At 32.5% G+C, this 21285-nt stretch carries 23 protein-coding genes and 1 tRNA gene; 5 read left to right on the forward strand and 19 right to left on the reverse strand.

Annotated features, from left to right (window positions below):
* The first annotated feature begins 10 nt into the window (after window positions 1-10).
* The gene (locus BUC23_RS03185) at window positions 11-724 is read left to right on the forward strand and encodes a PH domain-containing protein (RefSeq protein ID WP_073205292.1); all 714 of its coding nucleotides are present in this window, start codon (window positions 11-13) and stop codon (window positions 722-724) included.
* Window positions 725-807: 83 nt separating this feature from the next.
* On the opposite strand, the gene BUC23_RS03190 is transcribed toward BUC23_RS03185, so the two are convergent.
* The 3 genes from BUC23_RS03190 to BUC23_RS03200 form a co-directional block, all read right to left on the reverse strand.
* A complete protein-coding gene (locus tag BUC23_RS03190; RefSeq protein ID WP_073205294.1) occupies window positions 808-1908 on the reverse strand; it encodes a DUF4407 domain-containing protein in 1101 nt (366 codons plus the stop codon).
* Window positions 1909-2164: 256 nt separating this feature from the next.
* Window positions 2165-3766, reverse strand: a complete 1602-nt coding sequence (gene pckA / locus BUC23_RS03195; RefSeq protein WP_073205296.1) for a phosphoenolpyruvate carboxykinase (ATP) — start codon at window positions 3764-3766, stop codon at window positions 2165-2167.
* Between the two features lie 65 nt (window positions 3767-3831).
* Window positions 3832-4233: a DUF423 domain-containing protein gene (locus tag BUC23_RS03200; protein ID WP_073205298.1), complete on the reverse strand. Its 402-nt coding sequence runs from the start codon at window positions 4231-4233 to the stop codon at window positions 3832-3834.
* A gap of 210 nt (window positions 4234-4443) precedes the next feature.
* On the opposite strand from BUC23_RS03200, the gene BUC23_RS03205 reads away from it, so the two are divergent.
* The 3 genes from BUC23_RS03205 (at window position 4444) to BUC23_RS03210 (ending at window position 7257) form a co-directional block, all read left to right on the forward strand.
* Entirely contained in the window at window positions 4444-5814 is a 1371-nt protein-coding gene (locus BUC23_RS03205) for a saccharopine dehydrogenase family protein (RefSeq protein WP_073205300.1), read from the forward strand.
* A gap of 752 nt (window positions 5815-6566) precedes the next feature.
* A complete protein-coding gene (locus BUC23_RS17435) occupies window positions 6567-6722 on the forward strand; it encodes a hypothetical protein (protein WP_167365550.1) in 156 nt (51 codons plus the stop codon).
* Window positions 6723-6840: 118 nt separating this feature from the next.
* Window positions 6841-7257: a hypothetical protein gene (locus BUC23_RS03210; protein WP_073205302.1), complete on the forward strand. Its 417-nt coding sequence runs from the start codon at window positions 6841-6843 to the stop codon at window positions 7255-7257.
* A gap of 264 nt (window positions 7258-7521) precedes the next feature.
* Here BUC23_RS03210 and BUC23_RS17650 read toward each other — a convergent pair whose 3' ends face one another.
* From BUC23_RS17650 to BUC23_RS03230, 4 genes are all read right to left on the reverse strand, one after another.
* Window positions 7522-9225 carry a M56 family metallopeptidase gene (locus tag BUC23_RS17650; protein WP_084538292.1) on the reverse strand — a complete coding sequence of 568 codons (1704 nt, stop codon included), beginning with the start codon at window positions 9223-9225 and terminating at the stop codon, window positions 7522-7524.
* Window positions 9222-9593, reverse strand: a complete 372-nt coding sequence (locus BUC23_RS03220) for a BlaI/MecI/CopY family transcriptional regulator (protein ID WP_073205308.1) — start codon at window positions 9591-9593, stop codon at window positions 9222-9224. Before BUC23_RS03220 ends, BUC23_RS17650 begins: the two co-directional genes overlap by 4 nt.
* A 43-nt stretch (window positions 9594-9636) precedes the next feature.
* On the reverse strand, window positions 9637-10062 hold the full coding sequence (locus BUC23_RS03225; RefSeq protein WP_073205312.1) for a toxin-antitoxin system YwqK family antitoxin: 426 nt from the start codon (window positions 10060-10062) through the stop codon (window positions 9637-9639).
* A 317-nt stretch (window positions 10063-10379) separates the two neighbouring features.
* Window positions 10380-11768 (reverse strand): dipeptidase, encoded by a 1389-nt coding sequence (locus BUC23_RS03230; protein ID WP_073205315.1) that lies wholly within the window; start codon window positions 11766-11768, stop codon window positions 10380-10382.
* A 106-nt stretch (window positions 11769-11874) separates the two neighbouring features.
* Between BUC23_RS03230 and BUC23_RS03235 the strand changes: the two genes are divergently transcribed.
* Window positions 11875-11956, forward strand: a tRNA-Leu gene (locus tag BUC23_RS03235).
* A gap of 79 nt (window positions 11957-12035) precedes the next feature.
* On the opposite strand, the gene BUC23_RS03240 is transcribed toward BUC23_RS03235, so the two are convergent.
* The 12 genes from BUC23_RS03240 to BUC23_RS03295 form a co-directional block, all read right to left on the reverse strand.
* Entirely contained in the window at window positions 12036-12590 is a 555-nt protein-coding gene (locus BUC23_RS03240; RefSeq protein ID WP_139259762.1) for a hypothetical protein, read from the reverse strand.
* 500 nt (window positions 12591-13090) lie between these two features.
* Window positions 13091-13312: a hypothetical protein gene (locus BUC23_RS03245; protein WP_073205322.1), complete on the reverse strand. Its 222-nt coding sequence runs from the start codon at window positions 13310-13312 to the stop codon at window positions 13091-13093.
* 10 nt (window positions 13313-13322) lie between these two features.
* On the reverse strand, window positions 13323-14624 hold the full coding sequence (locus tag BUC23_RS03250) for a hypothetical protein (protein WP_073205326.1): 1302 nt from the start codon (window positions 14622-14624) through the stop codon (window positions 13323-13325).
* Between the two features lie 95 nt (window positions 14625-14719).
* Window positions 14720-15163 (reverse strand): hypothetical protein, encoded by a 444-nt coding sequence (locus tag BUC23_RS03255; protein ID WP_073205329.1) that lies wholly within the window; start codon window positions 15161-15163, stop codon window positions 14720-14722.
* A gap of 4 nt (window positions 15164-15167) precedes the next feature.
* Window positions 15168-15446 (reverse strand): helix-turn-helix domain-containing protein, encoded by a 279-nt coding sequence (locus BUC23_RS03260; protein ID WP_073205332.1) that lies wholly within the window; start codon window positions 15444-15446, stop codon window positions 15168-15170.
* 84 nt (window positions 15447-15530) lie between these two features.
* The gene (locus BUC23_RS03265; protein ID WP_073205335.1) at window positions 15531-16091 is read right to left on the reverse strand and encodes a hypothetical protein; all 561 of its coding nucleotides are present in this window, start codon (window positions 16089-16091) and stop codon (window positions 15531-15533) included.
* A 35-nt stretch (window positions 16092-16126) separates the two neighbouring features.
* A complete protein-coding gene (locus tag BUC23_RS03270; protein WP_073205338.1) occupies window positions 16127-16573 on the reverse strand; it encodes a hypothetical protein in 447 nt (148 codons plus the stop codon).
* 1 nt (window position 16574) lies between these two features.
* A complete protein-coding gene (locus BUC23_RS03275; protein WP_073205342.1) occupies window positions 16575-16784 on the reverse strand; it encodes a hypothetical protein in 210 nt (69 codons plus the stop codon).
* 101 nt (window positions 16785-16885) lie between these two features.
* Window positions 16886-17077, reverse strand: coding sequence for a hypothetical protein (locus tag BUC23_RS03280; RefSeq protein ID WP_073205346.1), 192 nt, complete (start codon window positions 17075-17077; stop codon window positions 16886-16888).
* Window positions 17078-17126: 49 nt separating this feature from the next.
* Entirely contained in the window at window positions 17127-18512 is a 1386-nt protein-coding gene (locus tag BUC23_RS03285; RefSeq protein ID WP_073205348.1) for a phage integrase SAM-like domain-containing protein, read from the reverse strand.
* Between the two features lie 290 nt (window positions 18513-18802).
* The gene (locus tag BUC23_RS03290; protein ID WP_073205351.1) at window positions 18803-19492 is read right to left on the reverse strand and encodes a hypothetical protein; all 690 of its coding nucleotides are present in this window, start codon (window positions 19490-19492) and stop codon (window positions 18803-18805) included.
* A 2-nt stretch (window positions 19493-19494) separates the two neighbouring features.
* Complete coding sequence (locus BUC23_RS03295) at window positions 19495-21261, reverse strand: DUF885 domain-containing protein (protein WP_073205354.1); 1767 nt, start codon at window positions 21259-21261, stop codon at window positions 19495-19497.
* Window positions 21262-21285 lie beyond the last annotated feature (24 nt).

A 21285-nucleotide genomic window follows, 5' to 3' on the forward strand; every position in this document is an offset into this window, starting at 1 on the left:
AGCATATTATATGATAGAACAATTTAAAAAGTTTTTAAACGAAGAACAAGATCCAAAAGCCATCGAAAAAATCGCTTCAAAACTGAATGATTTATTGATGAAAAATGAAGAAATCGGTTATATTGCTGTTCAAAAAAAACCGGCAATTACCGTTTTACCAGATAGTATTGTTTTGACAAACAAGAGAATCATAATCTGTCAGCCAAAAAATCTTGGGCTTTCTATGAATTTTATTGATTATACGTGGGACGAGATAGAGGGCACTTTTGTGAAAGAAAATATTCTGGGTTCAGAATTTTCGTTTACAACCAGAACCAACATGGAGGTTTCGATTGATTATATTCCGAAAATTCAAGCCAGAAAAATTTTCACCTATGCTAAAGAACAGTTAGATGTGTTGAAAAGTGGAGCTGCACTAAATGCTACAATTATTGATGAGGTTCCTTTGATTTTTATAGAGGAAGAAGTGGAGATTATTGAAGAAATGGAAACCGAAGAAGTGACCAATTTTGCTGAAATAATGCCAGTTGTTCCACCAGTTTTTAATATGGAAAAGGAGCAATTAAATACAGTAGCTGAGACTACAAAAGAAAGCGGATTAAGTGGTTTATCACAAGACGACCTATTTGATAAATTACAGAACTATAAGAAATTATTGGATAACGGATTGATTTTGCAAGGCGAATATGACGCTTTCAAAAAAGAAATTTTGAGTTATATGTAACTAGTATTAAGGCCGAAAGTCATAAATTCAAAAGTAACACGTTATCTTTTGACTTTATGACTTTCGACTTTATAACAGTAAGACTATAGCGTTCTTTTCTGCTTTTCGACAAAATTATTGGATTGTAACTCTAGTAAATCGGAGGCGTTTTTTCGCTGTAAATCATATAGTTTTTTGTCGTCTGCAATATCACCATAAACTTTATCATGCATAGAAGCACTGGTTTTTACCAATAAAGCGCGTTGGTATTTATCTTGTTCCAATGTTGCTTTTAATGCCGTTTCCAGATCTTCTAGTTTAAAATCATATTCTCCTTTTGGAGATAATAGTTTTGCGATAATAGGAGAAGTTTCAATGGCTAAAAACAAGAGCATAATGAAAAACGAAGGCAGCCAAGGTAATTTATCTAATGCGTTTATTCGCGCCATCAAACCGTCAAAACTGTCAATAATTGGTTGTGTCTCGGTTACTTTCTTGTCTAAGTCGGCTTGAAGTGTTTTGGATTTTATCTCCATGGCTGCAATTTTAGCCAAGTTAATTTTTTGTAAGGTATCCAGTTCTTTTTTGACCAAATCATGTTTGGCAATTTTCTCTTTAAAAACTGGGCCTTTTCCTAATTTTTTGGTTCCAGCCGTTCCTTCGGCTTCGGTAATGTAGGTCTCGTAAAGCGTGTTGACTTCTTTTTCTTTATTGGTAACCTCCGATTTTAACTTATCGATTTCAGCTTTATTTTTATCCAAATCCGATTTGAAATAGTTAGCCACTTCTTTTTTGTTGTTCAAAGCCATGGCGTTTTTCTCTTTCAGTAAAACGGTATTGATCTCTTTTTCGAAGATTTTAATTTCCAATGGTTTTGAAATCACAATGGCAATGATAACTGCCAATATAATTCGAGGGGTTGCCTGTAGAAATTCGCTGCTAAATTTGTCTCTTTTTCGAATGGTGGAAACAATAAAACGGTCCAGATTAAAGATAAGTAAACTCCAAACTAATCCAAAAAGTAAGGCGGGATAGACGTTGTCGAAAACGGTAAAAAGGGCGTAAGCGCTGGCAATAAAAGCCATAACGGCAGTAAAGAAAACCGTGGCGCCAATACCAACATATTTGGTTTGTTCGCCCTCGGAGCAGCCTTCAAGAAGTTCTTTGTCGGCTCCGGAACAAAGAATGAAAAATTGTTTTAACATGATTGATGATTTTGATGATTGATGATTTTGATTTTTGATTGCTTCGCCAGTTCGCCTTGCAGGCTCATGTGAAGCTTACAAATTTAACGCCAATAATTTAATAATGGTATAAATAGTTGATATGTTTTCAATTAGCCTTTGATATTGTAGGAAAGGAAATTCTTTTAGTAGCAAATGATTAAAAGTTTACTTTGTATAAATAAAAAAGAGCCATTCGTAATGAACAGCTCTTTTTCTTTTTTGAATTATAATTAACTTATGCGATCGGAGCTCCCGTCATAATTTCGGGATTTGCAAATTCTTCAAACTTAGCAAAATTAGCTTTGAATTTTTGAGCTAATTCAACTGCTTTTTGATCATACAGTTCAGTATCTTCCCATGTATTTCTTGGATTTAATATTTCAACAGGAACATTTGGACAACTTTGTGGTATAGCAATTCCAAATACTTTATGATTTTCATACGCTACCTCGTCTAATTCTCCGTTTAAAGCGGCTGTAATCATAGCACGCGTATATTTCAGTTTCATTCGGTTTCCAATTCCGTAAGGACCTCCAGTCCATCCCGTATTAATTAACCAAACTTTCACATTGGCATCTTTCATTTTTTTGCTCAACATTTCAGCATATTTTGTTGGGTGCAAAGGCATAAATGGAGCACCAAAACAAGCGGAGAAATTAGGTTGAGGCTCTGTTATACCAGCTTCGGTTCCGGCAACTTTTGCAGTATATCCAGAAATAAAGTGGTAGGCAGCCTGGCCAGGTGTTAATTTTGAAATTGGAGGCAAAATTCCAAAAGAATCTGCTGTTAAGAAAAATATGTTTTTAGGGTTTTTTCCAATGGAACCCGGTTGAATGTTGTCAATATGGTAAATAGGGTAGCTTACGCGCGTGTTTTGCGTGATTGAAACGTCTTCAAAATCAACTTCATTCGTTTCTTTGTTGATCACTACATTTTCTAAAATAGCACCTCTTTTGATAGCTCTAAAGATATCTGGCTCATTTTCTTCTGAAAGATTGATCACCTTTGCATAGCATCCACCTTCAAAATTAAAAACGGTATTTTCGTTTGTCCATCCGTGTTCGTCGTCACCAATTAATTTTCTGTTTGGGTCAGCAGATAAAGTTGTTTTTCCAGTTCCGGATAATCCAAAGAAAATAGCTGTATCACCCTCTTTCCCTACATTGGCACTGCAATGCATTGGTAATGTATTTTTGAAAACTGGCAAAATGAAATTCAAAGCAGAAAAAATTCCTTTTTTCATTTCACCCGTATAACCGGTTCCACCTATTAAAACAATTTTTTTGGTAAAATCTAAAATAGCAAAATTGCTTTGACGGGTTCCGTCAACAGCAGGGTCTGCTAAGAAACTAGGAACGCATAATAAGGTCCATTCTGGCGTAAAGTTTTCAAGTTCTTCCAGTTCAGGTCTCAAAAACATATTGTAACAAAATAAATTTGCCCAAGGAGTTTCTGTTACCACACGAACATTTAATCTGTAGTTTGGATCCGCGCATACATAAGAGTCCCTAACGTAAACTTCTTTGTTTGATAAATAAGCCGTAACTTTTTTATATAAAGCATCAAACGCTTTAGGTTCAAAAGGAATATTTACTTTTCCCCACCAAACTTGGTTCTCAGAAATACTATCTTTCACGATAAATCGATCCAGAGGAGAGCGTCCTGTATATTCGCCAGTATTGATAGCTAAAGCGCCATTCGAAATTTCAACTCCTTGACCCAATTCGATAGTCATTTCATGTAATTCGTTGGCTGATAATTGGTAATGAATCTTTGCGTTTTCAATTCCTATGTCTTTTAGCGAAATCGATTGCGTAAACGGTGTGTTATTATTCATAAAATTATGTATTGTGTAGTTTAATTTATCGACTGCAAAAGTAGAACTTATATTTTAGATAGGATTTAATTATCTAATTTTTGTTGTTTTTTCTTTGTGACATTCCAAAATAGGATTCCCCAAGCCAGTATTAATAGGAGTCCACCGATAGGAGTGAGAAAACCAATTGCTTTGAAATCAAAAGTTGTAAGTGTATTTGTGGCTAATAAATAAATAGAACCGGAGAACAAAATAACACCAAAAAGAACCAAATTATAGATAGTTTTTTTTGTTTTTTGACTGAGGTTTGTCATTAGACCAATGAATAGTAAAAACAGTGCCTGGTACATTTGGTAGCGTACTCCAGTCTCAAAAGTCGAAAGTTGTTCGATAGACAGTACTTTTTTTAGGGCATGTGCGCCAAAAGCACCTAATATTATAGCTAACATACCAATAAAGGCGCCAGTTGAAATTATTTTTTTGTCCATCGTTTTCCTGTTTTTTTTCTCTGCAAATTTATCTCATATTCTATTCAAATTGAAAGAAATTAGGATATTCTTTTTAGAGATGTATATTCTTCATGAATTCGTTTTTAGAGATATGTTATTTTTTAGAATAGTATTATTTTAATTTTTTTAGAACAATCATTTGTTATAAATACAACAATTTTGTATGTTTGTGTTATAATTATATTAAAAATGAGAACAATACTAATCATTGGAGCAGGAAGATCAGCTTCGTCGTTGATACATTATCTTCTGGAAAAGTCAGAAAAAGAGAGTTTACATCTAGTTATTGGCGATTTATCTCTGTCATTAGCTGAGAAGAAAACGAACAATCATCCTAACGCTACAGCAATAGCGCTCAATATTTTTGATGAAAATCAAAGAAAAGAAGCGATACAAAAAGCCGATATCGTGATCTCGATGTTGCCGGCACATTTGCATATTGAGGTTGCCAGAGATTGTGTTGTTTATAAAAAGAGCATGGTAACTGCTTCGTATGTAAGTGATGAGATGCAAGAATTAGATGCCGCAGCAAAGGAGAGTAATCTTATTTTCATGAATGAGATTGGCTTGGATCCCGGAATAGATCACATGAGTGCTATGAAAGTCATTGATGAAATTGGAGATCAGGGCGGGAAAATGCTATTGTTTGAATCTTTTTGTGGCGGACTTGTAGCTCCAGAATCGGATACTAATCTTTGGAATTATAAATTTACATGGGCTCCACGTAATGTTGTTCTTGCCGGACAAGGTGGTGCTGCCAAGTTTATTCAGGAAGGAGCGTATAAGTACATTCCGTATTGTAATTTGTTTCGCAGAACAGAATTTCTGGAAGTGGAAGGTTTCGGAAGATTTGAGGCGTACTCTAATAGGGATTCCCTGAAATATAGAAGTGTGTATGGGTTAGACGATGTTCTTACCTTATATAGAGGCACAATTCGTCGGGTTGGGTTTTCAAAAGCTTGGAATATGTTCGTTCAATTGGGGATGACGGATGATAGTTACATTATGGAAGATTCTGAAAACATGAGCTACCGTAAATTTGTCAACTCCTTTTTGCCTTATCATCCAACGGATTCCGTTGAAATAAAAGTACGTCTGATTCTGAAAATTGATCAGGACGATATAATGTGGGATAAATTAGTGGAGTTGGATTTATTCAGCCATAAAAAAATTGTTGGACTTAAAAATGCAACTCCAGCACAAATATTAGAAAAAATATTGAGCGATAGTTGGACACTACAGCCCGAAGATAAAGATATGATTGTGATGTACCATAAATTCGGATACGAATTAGATGGTGAAAAGAAACAAATCGATTCCAAAATGGTATGTATTGGCGAGGATCAAACCTATACCGCCATGGCAAAAACAGTGGGTTTGCCTGTTGCAATGGCAACATTACTAATTCTAAATGGTAAAATTACCACTCCGGGAGTACAGCTTCCAATTCGTAAAGAAGTGTATTTACCTATTTTGAAAGAACTAGAAGAATACGGGGTTGTTTTCAAAGAACAAGCCATGCCTTATTTGGGCTATAATCCAGTAAAAGTTTTTAGTTAATAGTTTTTATATTTTGCAGTTCGATGAATCCGCTTCTCCTGATAAAAGTCTAGAGTTGCGGATTTTTTATGCACTTCATTTATTGAATACCTATTTTTTGGGCGTGACCCTGCAGATTGCTTCGTCGTTCCTCCTCGCATCTTCGGGTCGGGCTGTACGCTACAATCTTTATGTTTTTAAAGAAAAAACATAAAGGATTTTCGCTGCCATCCCTTACGCAAAGCATTCCATTGATTCAAAGTTGTTTTTCGATTTGTAAGAAAATTTAATTATATTTGAAAACACATAAAACGAAACAAAGTAGCGGATAGCCAAACAAATTTGGGTGTATATGCGAAGGTTTGTTTCGATTATCTATAAAGTTGGCAGTAATTATAAAAATAGAAATGAAAACACCATCCTTAAAAGAAATAAACAAATGGTTTGTATTAATGTTATTTCCTATTGTAGGTTTATGTCTTCTATTTCATCAAACTTAAAGACCTAAAATAGAAAGCCAAAAAGACCTAACTTATGTTAAAGGAAGAATAAAAGATTATTCGTTTGAATACAAGTCTGGTGGAAGAGCAATTTCAAGACAATTTTATATTGGGATTCAAGGATATGATTGTAAATTTCAAATAATTGCTGATTATTTACCTTATTTTGAAAAAAGTGAATTTGAAAGCAGAAAAGAAATAGGAGATTCGATAAGAATATCTATTCCTGAAGAGGATAAGAAAAAACTCTTTGAAAATGAAAAAATTATAGCAATGTCTATTAATGATAAAATGAATATTTATCTATCTGAAAAAGATACAATTGCAGAAGAGAACACTTATTTTGACATATATGCGGGATTATTTTTCTTAACTCTTGGTGGAATAATTTACGTACTGATGAAAAAAGGAATTATAAAAATGAAATGACTACTGCCAACCGCCGTTTGGCAAGATTGGGGTTTTAGGTTTAATTGTACTTTTGAAACTGTACTAATCCAATTACGATTGTTGCACCTAATGCATAATCTAACAAAAATAATTATTGATGAAACTAAGCAAAGAAGTTATAAAAAAAGGTATGTATTTATCAGGTATATCAAATATTGCCGGTGTACTCGTATTTTCAAGATTCTTTACCAATAAAACGATAAATGAAACTGACCCAGTTACTATGTCCAATTTTGGACTATTAATGATAGCAGTATGGGGTCTTGTATTTCTAGCTGTTGCTAAAAAATGGGAGAATCTTAGATGGGTGATCGGGGTTTTTGTTATCGAAAAATTTATTTATGGTCTCACTTGGACTAAATGGATTTTGAATAATGATCTTTCTTCAGTATATAAAAAAGATACAATGGCTGGAATTTTTTATACCATTTATGGGCCTAATGATTGGTTATTCTGTGTCTTTTACTTATGCGTGTTTATTAACTTAAGTACACTTGAGAAAAAAAACAGATAATAATTACAGTATAAAATCACATCTAGCCGCACGCATAGATAGCAAAGATTACGAGATTTGAATAGAATTTTAAAGTTAACTTTAATAAATAAATTTTAAAACAAAATAATATGGCGATCAGCAGTTTGCGTTAGGGATTGCAATGAAAATCCTTTTTATTTTTTTCTTTAAAAAATAAAAAGATTGTAATGGAAAGCCCGACCGAAGGTAACGCCCAAAAATAATCCGCCCTGTTTAAAGCGGATTTGTCTTTTTAGGATATTATTACTTTGTTTGTTGTAGAGTAATCGGTAAACTGTATTGTACTCTAACGGGTTTGTCTTTATCTTTTCCAGGTATCCATTTCGGGCTTAATTTTAAAACCCGAATCGCTTCTTCTCCTGTGCCAAATCCCATGTCACGAAGAATTTCGAATTCACTAAGACTTCCATCTTTTTCTACCATGAATTTAATATATACTCTTCCGTTTCCTTTTAATTCTGTGGGGATTTTATAATTAGCTCCCATAAATTTATAAAATTCATTCATTCCTCCAGGAAATTCCGGTTGTTGAATGGCGGTAATATTATTTTTGTGTTTATTAGCTGGAATAACTTTGCTAATATCTTTTTGTTTAGAGACGTCTTTAAGTATGACAGGATTCTTTATTGATCCGTCCTTTATCGTTTTCTCTATTACTTTGAAATATGATTTTTGATTTGTTTTTTTTGAATGCTTCTCAAAATAGGAATTGGTTTGCAAGATGTAATGATTCATACTTGGTTCTATTTTCTTTCCGTTATGAATGATGTTATCGTATTTTGCATATGTTGCGATATCCTTGTAAGTGTATTGGCTTAAATCAGTATTTACAATCCCCCTTTTATCAAGAATTCCCCTAAAATTCACATCGTTTTTCCAGTTATTGAATTCTTTTGCTGTAGGTGGATTTTTCTTAGCTGATGCAGGAACTTCTGCGATGTAAAGCCTTTTTTCATTTAATGTTAAGTCTTCATATTTCTTATTAATTAATATTTTTTTGTGGCTGTCTTTTACAATCAATCGCACTCCTGCATAATAAATATCTTTCTTTTTATCTTTTGAAAGTGTAGATTCTCCTTTTTGACTATTTCCTTGTGCCACCGTTTCAATACATAGTAATAGAATCAGAGAAGTAAGTAGTGGAATTAAGGCCATTTTTTTAAGAAGTGATTTTGTTTTTGATGTGGTTTTTGTCATCATAATTAATCGTTTTTTAGTTATTAAATAATTCAAATTACTGGCCAGGTAAAAAGGTTGGTTCACGTTTGCTTTCGATAGTAATAAAGATTGATAAAACGGAACGTTATTATAGGATGTCACTACTTTCTCATCAGCAAGAAATTCGTGATTGAGTTGTATTGCTTTTTTGTAAAAAATAAAAATAGGGTTGAACCAAAAAACGGTTTTCAATATTTCAATGAATAAAATATCTAAAGTGTGTTTTTGGGATACATGCGTAAGTTCGTGCGTGTACAATTCGGCTTCAATTTTACGGTTATTGTATTCTGTTTCGTTGATGAAAATAGTATTTAGGAAAGTGTGTGGCAGTGTTTTTTCGGGCACCAAAATCAGTTTGGCATTTCTGTATACAATTGGTGTATTCGACTTCATTTTAGACGAAATCTGGATTATATTACTGATAAAACGTATTGCTAATATGATTGTTACTGCAACATATAAACTCCATAGTCCTATTTCGAAATAGTTTGTTTCTTCTAATGCTATTGCGCTTCCTTGCAATATTTGGATGTTTCCTGCGGGGACTATAGGTTGTGCTACTTCCTGAATAATTTCGATAGTTATAAATGGAATGACCATCGAAAATACAAGACTGAACAGTAAGTAAAACCTATTGAATATATGTATTTTTTCTTTTTCTAAAAACAGATGATACGCCGGCAGTAATACGAATAAAGTGATTGAGGATTTGATCAGAAAGTCTATCATTTTTTCTTTTTTTGAAGTTCACTGTCTATTATTTTTCTGAGTTCTTCCAGTTCCGTTTGGGATAAATTGGTTTCGGTGGTAAAGAAAGAAGCAAATTGTGATGCCGAATTGTTGAAAAAATTACTAATCAATCCGTTAACGTGTTTCGAGAAATAATCTGTTTTCTTGACCAAAGGATAATATTCTCTAGAGTTTCCATATTCATTGTATGCCACGAATTTTTTGTCAATCATTCTTTTTAAAAGTGTGGCAACGGTTGTCGTTTTGGGTTTTGGATCCGGGAATGCTTCGAGCAAGTCCTTCATAAAGGCTTTTTCGAGTTGCCAAAGATGTTCCATCAATTGTTCTTCGGAGTTGGATAGTTGCATTTGATTTGTTTATTCGTTAATTGAGTATTTGTTTGAAAGGTTACTATTGCTGAGTTTTTATTTCAGAAATCAGTTTCCCATTTTCGTATTTTTTAATTAAAATTGGTTTTCCTCTTTCGTCAAAGAATTCCCAATCGCCGGTATAAAACCAATGCGGGTATTTGTCATTGTTTTCTAATTTTGTTTTCCCTTTTGATTCGACTTTACCGTTTTGATGGTACTTCGTTCTAATACAATAATCATTTTTGTATTTTTCTTTCATGATGATTTTTCCGTTTAGGTAATATCGCCATCTTTTTACCGGACTTCCTTTATGATATTTTCCTATTGATTTGTACTTCGAACTGTCTTGGGTATATTTTTCGATCCAAAGACCTTCTCTTTCTTTATTTGCTTTTTGATTAATGGGTTTGGCTTTGCAGGCAAATAATAAAAAGAGAATACTGATCGGAATAATTAAGTTACGCATATCAATAATTTGTTCTACATAAATAGAGTTAGCTCTACAAATGTAGAGTAATATATTTAAGAAACAAATTTTTTCACAATATATTTATTTACAGTAATTTGTGATTTTGTAACCGCGTTAGGGATAGCAGTGGCATTCTTTTGTGACAAGAGAAACGGCTGGCGAAACAAATAAAAATGGAACAAAAGATAAAGCGAATAGCCCGACCTTGTTTCTAAACAGAAGTTTTTATTGAACGAGATAGTTCTGAAACAAGGTAACGCCCAAAAAAAAATCCGCTCATTTCTGAACGGATTTTACTATTTATCTGGAAGAAATTATTTAGATAACTCCACAAAATATTTATAAAACAATGGGATAGTTTCAATTCCTTTCAGGTAATTGAATATTCCAAAATGTTCGTTTGGTGAGTGAATGGCATCACTGTCAAGACCAAATCCCATTAAAATTGTTTTGCTTTTCAGCTCTTTTTCGAATAAGGCAACGATAGGAATGCTTCCGCCTGAACGCACCGGAATGGCAGGCACGCCAAAGGTTTCTGTATAGGCCATATTAGCGGCTTTGTAGCCTATGCTGTCAATTGGAGTTACATAACCTTGTCCGCCGTGATGAGGTTTTACTTTTACGGTAACGCCGGCAGGGGCAATGCTCATGAAATGTTTGGTAAATAATTCGGTGATTTGTTCCCAATCCTGATTTGGAACCAAACGCATCGAGATTTTAGCGAAAGCTTTGCTTGCGATAACTGTTTTAGCGCCTTCTCCAGTATATCCACCCCAGATTCCGTTCACGTCAAGCGTAGGACGAATGGAGTTTCTTTCGTTAGTAACATATCCTTTTTCGCCATAAACATCGTTAAGGTCGAGTGCTTTTTTATAATTTTCTAAGTTGAAAGGTGCTTTGGCCATTTCAGCTCTTTCTTCAAGCGACAATTCTTGTACATTGTCATAAAAACCGGGAATGGTAATGTGATTGTCTTCGTCATGAAGCGAAGCAATCATTTTTGCCAAAACGTTTATAGGATTCGCAACCGCTCCTCCATATAAACCAGAATGTAAATCACGGTTTGGCCCCGTAACTTCGACTTCTACATAGCTTAATCCACGTAATCCTGTAGTGATGGATGGTTGTTGGTTTGAAATCATTCCGGTATCTGAAATCAGAATCACATCATTCTTTAGCTTTTCCTGATTGCGTTCCACAAACCAACTCAAACTTTTAGAACCCACTTCTTCTTCGCCCTCAATCATAAATTTTACGTTGCAAGGCAAAGTATTGGATTGAACCATGTATTCCAATGCTTTTACATGCATATACATTTGGCCTTTATCATCACACGCTCCACGGGCAAAAATGGCGCCTTCCGGATGGATATCTGTCTTTTTGATAACGGGTTCAAATGGGGGAGAAGTCCATAATTCCATCGGATCTGCCGGTTGAACGTCATAATGACCGTAAACTAAAACCGTAGGTAAGCTTGGGTCAATAATTTTTTCACCATAAACAATTGGGTATCCCGGTGTATCACAAATCTCAACAAAATCACATCCTGCTTTTTCTAAACTTATTTTTACAGCCTCGGAAGTATTTATAACATCTTGAGAATAAGCGGCATCTGCACTTACAGATGGTATTTTTAATAATTCAATTAATTCGTTTATGAAACGATCTTTATGTTGTTGAACGTAAGATTTTATATTTTCCATGGATTTAAATTTTATAGATTCAAAAGTACAAAAAATAGTATGAATATTTTTTCCATAAATTGCTTTGAAAATTGGAAGTTATGTTTATCTTTGCACCCACAATTGAGCGGATATGGTGAAATTGGTAGACATGCCAGACTTAGGATCTGGTGCCGCAAGGCGTGTAGGTTCGAGTCCTATTATCCGCACTTTTTAAATGCAACTTTCTTATTTTTAGATAGTTGCATTTTTTATTTTTAATACTTGCCAAACCGTTGCCAAACCATTTTATAAATCGATCTTTTTATAGATAATTTCTTTAATGTCTTTTTTGGTTAATCCATAAATTTTTAGCAAATGAAATGTCTTAAGGATGTTTGAGGTTAATGCCTTTTTTGCGTAATAAACCTCAGAATTTAATTTATTGAAATATATTTCGTCTTCTGTATATCCCTCTTTTTCAAGTTTAAGCAGATGCCAGTCCGAGTAGTTTAGTGGCATTTTAATACTTCTTAAGATGCTGTCCGTTTCAAAAAATGTTGTTTGAATATTTATGAACAATCCCTTTATTTCAAGTGTGTTATCTGTGATAATACATTTGATTTTAATTTCTTTTTGTGTTTTAATAATATCTAAGAAATAAGACAATCCAATAGTTGCCTTTGCTGTGCTTTTAGTTTCGCAGTCTAAAAGATATTTAGCACCTGGAATTACTAATGTTAATTTACCGTCTGTAATAGTTAATTCTAAAACTGACCCTTTATTCCAAGGTGATAATTTAGATAGTTCTCTTAACTTTTTTAATAAAACTGATTTTCTGATTGTGAAACTTGATAAATTCATATTAACTCGCATTTTTTTAATTGTAAGGCTATACTAATGGAACAAAGAAATTATACAAAATCTTTCGTACGTAAATACAAACTGGTATTTTGCACTTAAAAAGAATGTGAAATTAAAGATACAATTCAATAATGATTCAAAATATTTTATTGAAATTTTTTTTATGCCGTCTATGCGAAACAAAATAATTTTTAATTTGAGTTATGTTAACGTTCCTGAGAGGGTATGGGGGTTTAGGATGGAAAGTACACAATAGGAAACTTAATTTATTTCGAGGTATGGGGTTGCGTGTTTTTGAATCCGATCAAATTTTTAGGTTTTTTTGATAGGATCTTAAATCTATTCACGGATGTACTAAAATTAAAGCGTTAATCGTTAGTGTGTTAATAATTTTGTTCTACATGTATATAACTATGTAACGGAAGTACAATAGATTCTACTACCATACTTCCGTTATTTAATTACTGGACAAAGTTTTATTTATAAATCATATTCAATTTTTATTTGTTATTAGAAATCACTTTTAAAGCAACCTCTTTTATTCTGCTTTTTACAATACGTAATTCATTGTCTACTTCTTCTTTACGGTAGTAGTAATTACCCTCAATGCTAAAAGTCTTATATCCAATATGGTCAAGTATTAGATCGGTAGATCTGATAAGTTCGTTTTTTAAAGTCTCATTTTTTCTTTCTCTTGATATTTGTTCTGATCTTGTACTCATTGTTTTTGCTTTAGTGTTTTATGTTTATTAATTCTAAAATGTTTAATTGTTGTGGGTGGTAAATACGTTTTTGTTTGATGTTTCTATTATTGCTTTTGTTTCTGATATTATGAGCAATTTCTTTGATTTGAATTTCAAAATTTGAATTGAACCATTTTTTTGATAAGTAAGTTCTTTTGATTTGTTCAAATATTCTTTTGTCTGCTGTGTGATAATATTTTAATCCGGTATGTGAGAGTAAAATACTATTGTCTTTTTGCATTTCAATATTAAAACCGGTAATTAAACAAATTGAGTTTTTTGTGTTACTACAATCTTTTAAGTTTTTATTTTCATTCAAGGTGCAGTTTCCATCTATATATACTGTCGAAATTGCACCCGTTTTACTATTTTCTTTGAGTGTGGAAATTGCACCCTTTTTTAATATTTCGAGTTTATCTATAATGATTTTTTCTATTTGTTTTTTTAAATGGTTTCCGGTCTTATCAATTAGATCATTGTAAGTTGTTTTGTTTTTGGCAAAACTATTTCTACTTTGATTTATAAATTTATACCAGGCGTGAGGATTTAGATAACCATTAAGTTTTGATTGCTCTTTCATTGAAAGGATCTGGATGTCTGTATGATTATCTAGAATTAAAACCTTTTCAAATTCTTTGATTATGTTGTCGGCCATTAGTATATAAACATCTTTATTTAATAGATCGTTAAGGGTTTTAACTCCTAATTCCTTGATGTATTTACTTTCTTTACTTTTTACTTCAAATCGGAATGTATTAATATCTGCAAACTTTGGGAACTGTATTCCTTTTGCGTATGCCTTGATTATTTTGTATTGGTTTGCTCTACCATTTTTATCTATCCGGTAACTCTTTTTACTGAATGGTAATCCTATATCTGTTCTAAACTCATTCTTTTCATGATAAGCCAAATAGGTAATTAAATCTTTAATGTCAATTGAGGAAATTACGTTTAACCCGTATTCTATGTTTACGACTTTTAAATTCATTATGTCGATATTAAAGACGCTTTTAAACTCTTTAATGACTTTTATCGAATCTATTACGGTGAAATCATTTGCGTTGTGTAAATTGCCGTTAAAATAATAATGTGGTTTAAATAAAATCTCTAATTTATTAGAATAGAAACAGAAATAAATCCCTTTGTACTGTTTCTTTGTTTTGGTGTTTATGACCTCATTATCAAAATGGTGAAGCCGGTCTTCATTGCTTACCCATTCCAATAAGTTATGGTTATTGAAATAATCAATTAACGAGGTGTCATGAGTCAATAGTTTAAGAAAGTCAATCATTTTTTATATATTTACAACGTTTTAACATTGCCTGTTGAAACGAACTTTTGAACAAATATTAAGGGGACTTGAACAATCCCCTTTTTTTGTACTTTTTAGTTTGTTTTGTAGGTGTTGATAATGTTTTGAAGTATTTCTTTGTGGCGCGGATAATAGTGTGGGTAAACGTCTATATTTAACCTTATTTCAGATTCTCCAAATAGTCCGTTTTTTTTCTCCATAAAACGAAATATTAATAAGGTTTTAATGTCATTCCTTAATCTATCTCCATAATAGACACCTTTAATATCGGTAGGTCGTAATCCTGTAACATCTTTTGAAGTAGTCCAATTGGAAGTGGTTCTCAAACGCGAGCATATAGAAACGCCTTTTGTTTGTGATTTACCTTGATAGGGTTCTATCCTTAAAAAGTCTGATAGGAAATTTAAACCTTTTGGTAGTTCAGCGAGCTCGTAAGTTGTATAAGATTTAACCTTATTACAAATCCTGTAAACGTGTCTGTAAAAATCTGGTGTTTTGTTTTTGCCTGTTGCTTCCATAAATCTAAATATTTAAGGGTTTAAGACTGGCTTCGACTTCGGAACGTAAAAAGTAAACACGCCCTCCAATACCTTTTGGCTGGAGTATTTTTCGTTTGCAATAATTGTGAACTGTTGAAATATCGACCGACAACATTTTTGCCACTTCCTGACGTGTCAAATATTCGTTTGGTTGTTTAGGTGTGAAGTGCTTTAGAAAATTCTCTAATTGTATTTTAACCCCTTCTGTAATTTGCAGCTGTAGTTCCTGCGGGGTTGTCTGAATAAATTGTACTGTAGCCATTGTCGAAATATTATTTTGTTAATACTTCAGCAATATTAGATGGGGCAAATTTTAGATATTCGCCCAATCATTCGCCCAACCAATCTATTTAAGTTTATCTAGGTAGTTTTTAACATCGTCTGTGTAATTATTTGAGGTGTATTTTGCCCTATCTTCATTACTGTCGTAATTCAATACGTTTACATTTCCCTTAATGGTTCTGTGTGTTCCACCTGTGAGTTTTTGAATAACTTTAAATGTATTTTCTTTTGTAAGTTTTTTAATTTTATCTAATTCAAAAAAGCCAAGTTCTTGAAGTAATGCGATTTTGTACGGTAGTGGTTTTTCCACTTCTTCTGAATCGGATTTTGTATTTTGGTCTTCGGTATTTGAATTTTCTAATAGTAAATTAACTTTTCTTTCAGTATCCAATATAACTTTTCGCTCTTTTAGTTCCTTTAAAAATTGCCTTAATTTAATATGTCTTTTGATTGTAATGCCTTCTTTAGGACTATCTTCTTTAATTCTATTTTCACTTATTAATAATGCCGTATCTTCAATTTTACAGTTAATAAAATCTAACTCTGTATTGTTTTTATTGTCGCTCAAATAAAAATTTAAGTGTACTTGATAAAGCGCGCTTGTTATTGACACCAATTCTTTCATTTTTAATAAATTTTATTTTACTAGTAATTTTGCTTTTAATATGGGTTGCTTTCACTATCTCTACCTGCGTCTGAAGATTGATAGTTTTCAATAAATTCATCTGTAATATTGTCTTTTGTTAGCATTTCATATTTGTAACTAAAAATTATACTTGCAACTTTACGGTTACGCATATTGTATTTTTGTGAAATTGTATTTATAATATCTTTATACGGTATTGAGTCGTTTTCAGTATTTAATAAATAATCTCTCATTACAAGAATTATTGAATCTTTAGAGGTGTTTTTTAGAATTGACAAAAGTGTGATTTTCTCGTCTTCACTTTCTAATTCTAAATCGGCTAAAAAATACTGATCTATTTGTTGCTCTTTTTTAGATAATTCTTTTTTTGGCCCAGTATCTCCAGAACTATAATAAAATAAGCCTAGTGTAAGCAATAAAACACCTCCTAAAATTAACCCATTTTTCACGGTATCTTTCATGTTATCTTTTTGATTTAAAATTTTCTATTTTTATTTTTTCTTCGCTAATCAATCGATAGACATCGCCGGTTCTTGTGTCAATTATATTACGTGTAAATTCAGTTTCACTTGAGATATATCTACCGTTTTGTGAGTAGTCATATAAACAGAAAAGAAAACCAATCATAAATAATCCTAATAAGCCAATCTTGATTTTTTCGTACTTTGTCATAGATTTTAATTTAAGGTTTTTTATTAATCAATATCAATATTTGGGTCTAATACTCTGGCTAAAGTATTTACAACTAAATAATATTATGATGAATAATTAAATTAATTTTTACAAATTGATTTTGGATCTAAAAGTTCACTAAATCTATTTTGTACCTCTTCATCATGCTTTGTTTCTTTATTCAATATGAGTAAAATGATTTCGTTTCTAAGTGCTTTTAATTGCTTTAATCTGTACTCATGATCCTTTTCCTTTTGAATTTCTTGTAATTGATTTTTTAATTTTTCAGTCATTTTTGTGGTTTATGTATGGTTATAAATATTTTTTTGGTACTAAAAGTTGTTAATCATTCGTTCCGTTTTTTATTAACTTCATTTCTGGTTTTTTGTCTTTGTTTATGTCTTCGTAGAATTTCATAAATAAGTCGGCGTTTGCGTCTTTATCCTCTCGTTTATTGATATACGTCAAAAATAAACTTTCTTTTGAGTGTCCAGTTATTCCAATTAATACGGCTGTCGGGATCTTTTTATAATAATTTGATGCAAAAGAACGCCTAAAACAATGTGAGGCAATCAATTCATATTTTGGATAGTTTCCTAATTCTTTTCGGTTGGTTTCGGTATTCAGTTTCGTTCCTTTGACAACCTCAATAATTCCCGCCATTTTACAAACTACTTTTGAATATTCGTTTAGTTTTTGGTGTGGTATTTCTTTAGGTAAATTGTTTTCTATTATTTCGATAACGTGGGGTGCAATTATGCCGATGGTTACGCTTTTATTTGTTTTCTGTTGAATTATATCTAAGTACATATTTCCGCCCTTATATCGAATATTCTCGTTTGTGATCTTTAGTAAATCTCCGCCTCGTTGTCCAATTTCACAACTGATTAAAATCCAGTTGCGAGCGTTGTCTAATGTTTCGGGTGTTAAAGAAAGGTTCTTTGTAAGTTCAGGATTTGTCTTTTTAAATTCTTTGAGTTGTTCAAGATCTGAATAATCGGTGTTTTTGATTTGCTCCAGTTCCTCAAATGATAAAGTTTGAATATAGCGGTCTTTGTCGCTCTCTCTAAAATGCTGGATTACTTTTGAATAAGGATTTATTTTTATTTCGTGTTTTTCAGCATCAATACAAACCGTTTTCAATATCTCTAATTGTTTCCCCGCATAGTTGTTACTGTATTCTTTGGAGTTGATTAACCAGTTAGTGAATTTGTCTGCAAAGGGTTTACTTATTTCTATAAACCGAATTTGCTTTTTAGTAACGGTTTGATATTCCTTTATAATGTTTTTGAATAGAGTATAGTTTTTAATGGTACTCTTACTCAAACCAATTTTAAAACCCCCGTTCGTTCTAATTTTGCGGGTGTTTGCATTGTCAATAATGGATTGCGTATGATTGATTAATAAACCTGTATCAGTTGTAACAACTCTATCAAAACAATCTACTATTTTAGAGTCGAGCCAAAAGGTATCAATTAAAATACTGTTGCCTAAATCGGTGTTGAGGTTGTTGTAAAGGAATGATTCTAATTTTTTGAGATTGTTAAAAATTAGTTTGTTTTCGGTGTTGTTCTGTTTGGGGCGGTCGGTGTCTTTGCTCCAGTCTTTCGGGTTAATTGTAAACCCTGTATTTAACTCAATTACGTTTCCACGTTCTAATGACAAATAAACCTTGATTGAAACGTTTTTATTTGCCTTACTTCTTAATCTAAAATTTACTGTTGCCATTTTTTGAACTTTTGAACAATTCAAAGATAATGATTTTTGTAATACATTTCACAAACTTGCCAAACCGTTGCCAAACCGTTTTAACATTTCATTCAATTTCATTCGTTTTCATTCGATTGTTTGGCAGTCTTTGAAAACTCCATTAAGTATTGAATTTGTTGGACTTTATTGTTATTTGTGTAATGTTTTTGGGTGGTTGTGAAAACTGCCAAATTGTGTGTTTAGGCGTGTAGGTTCGAGTCCTATTATCCGCACAAAAAAAGCTTCTCATTCGAGAAGCTTTTTTTTTTTTATAACGTAGAAATGAATTTTACCATTTCAATTATACTCTTTTCATCCTTTAAAGAGAATTTGTTATCCTTGAGATAAACTGCAATTTCTTCTTTTTTCATAGGAAAAAGATTTTGAAGTTCTTTCTTGTTTTTTGGCACTGCTGTAGCCATATCATTTTTTAAACTCAAATAGTATTCGTCGTCGATTTTGACAAATTTTTGAGGTACAGCTTCCTGATATGTCGTTCTCGCTTCTAATGCTTTTTGGAGTATAATTTTATCTCTTCTATATAAAATAACATTGTTTTTATTGTGTAATTCTGATAAGTAGCCATAAACTTCCCCCTCCTTATTCTTGTAGTTTATAAGTTTAATTTTATTTGGATTCGAGATTATAGTAATCGTGTTATAGGGATTTTGTTTAGTCAGTAAAAACCCTTTCATATCTTCATCTTGAACCTCTATTGCATCTGTCATAGCATTGTAGCGCACCAGTAGTTTTTTAGTGACCCCGGAAACTTCAGCTAATTTATAGTCTTGGTTCAGGTATTGTGAACCTTCAATTTTAACTAAATCGCGATTGTCGAAATTTGGATTTCTAAATAGGACTCCACTAGAATAAGGGTCAATCTTTTCAAGTATAGCCTGAGCATTAGCATTAGAAACGATAGAAAGTAGTAATAAGCCTTTGAATAGTAATTTTTTCATTTTTATTTAGATTTAGTTATCCAGTCATTAATTTTATTTTCTAGCAGGGCCAATGGCATTACTCCGGATTCTAATACTTTTTCGTGGAATTTTTTAATATCGAATTTGGATCCCATTTTGTCCTGTGCTTTTTTACGCAATTCCATGATTTTCAATTGTCCAATTTTATATGATAAAGCTTGTCCAGGAATTGCCATATAACGCTCGATTTCCGGAATAATGCTGGCTTCACTTTCAGCTTCATTTTCCAGAGAATATTTAATCGCTTGTTCTCTAGTCCAGCCTTTTGAGTGTAATCCCGTGTCAACTACTAATCGTACAGCTCTATGCATTTCGTTACCCAACATACCAAAATATTGATAAGGATCTTTGTATAGGCCTAGTTCTTTACCTAAACTTTCCGTGTACAAAGCCCAGCCTTCGCCATAAGCTCCAAACCAATTGAATTTCCTGAAATCTGGAAGACTATTGTTTTCTTGCTGTAAGGATATCTGAAAGTGATGTCCAGGAATGGCTTCATGCAAAAACAAATCTTCATCTCCGTAAACATTATAGTTAGCTACATCTGGTATTGGTACATAAAAAATACCTGGACGCGAACCATCAGCAGTACCTTGCATGTATTCTGCGCTAGCTGTTTTTTCTCTAAAAGCTTCCGTTCTTCTGATTTCAAATTTTGTTTTGGGTTGCAACGAGAATAATTTATCCACATTTGGTTTTATACGGGCATAAATACGTTGGAAATTGGCAGTAACTTCCTCGGGTTTTTTGAATGGTTTTAATTCCTTTTTGTTTCGAACTTCCTCAAAAAACTCCAATAAAGTACCTTTGAATCCAACCTGAGTTTTCACTTTTTCCATTTCGGCATTTATTCGCGCTACTTCTTTTAATCCCAATTCATGAATTTGCTCTGGAGTCATTTCGGTAGTGGTCCATTGTTTTACATAGTTGGCATATAATTCTTTCCCAAAAGGGAAACTTCCTATTCCGCTTGTATTTCTGGATGAAGGAAGGTATTCGTTTTTTAAGAATTCAGCCATTTTCTTGTGCTGTGGAATTAATTTGTCAGTGATTATCGCGGTATATTTTGTCGTTAACTCTTTTTTTACGGCATCAGAGAAAGTGTCGGGCATTAATTTTATAGCCGAATAAAACAAATTATCCTCGATTTTTGGGGTTGCCATTTCTGCAAATTGGGGAATTAACTTGACGGTTAACGCTTTTGGTATAACAATGCCTTGTTTGATTCCTTTTTTCATATAAACCATAGCTGAATCAATCCAAACAGAATACTTATCCATTCTTTTCAAGAAATTAGTATAGTCTTTCTCTGTTTTAAACGGTTGTGCATTTGTTCCGCCGGCAAATTGTCCCATGGTCAAATGCGTGCCCCAAAATTGATGGATTGGCATTAAATTAGTAGGTTGTTTTAGTAAATTTTTGCCTATTTCAACTTCCCATTTAATGATTTCGTAGCTATTTTTTTCTTCTTCAGAAAGTTTAGTTTCATCAACAACTTGCAAAGCTTTTTCATATTTGTCAAAAAATGCAGCTTGCGATTTTCTATAACTATCCGTCATTTCAAATTGCAACTGATCGTTGTATTCGTTTTGTCCATTTTGTGTTGCAGTCAAAGGATCTAGTGCATTTTTATCGTCAAAATAATTTTTTGTCAGGGCACTAAAATCTTCGTTTTTGTCTTTGGATTTACAGTTTACCAATACTAATGAAATAATTGATGTAATAAAAACAATGGCTATTTTTCTCATGATGGTTGATTGTTAAATAATTGT

Origin of the sequence: Flavobacterium xinjiangense (assembly GCF_900142885.1) — a bacterium.
GTDB classification, from domain to species: Bacteria; Bacteroidota; Bacteroidia; order Flavobacteriales; family Flavobacteriaceae; genus Flavobacterium; species Flavobacterium xinjiangense.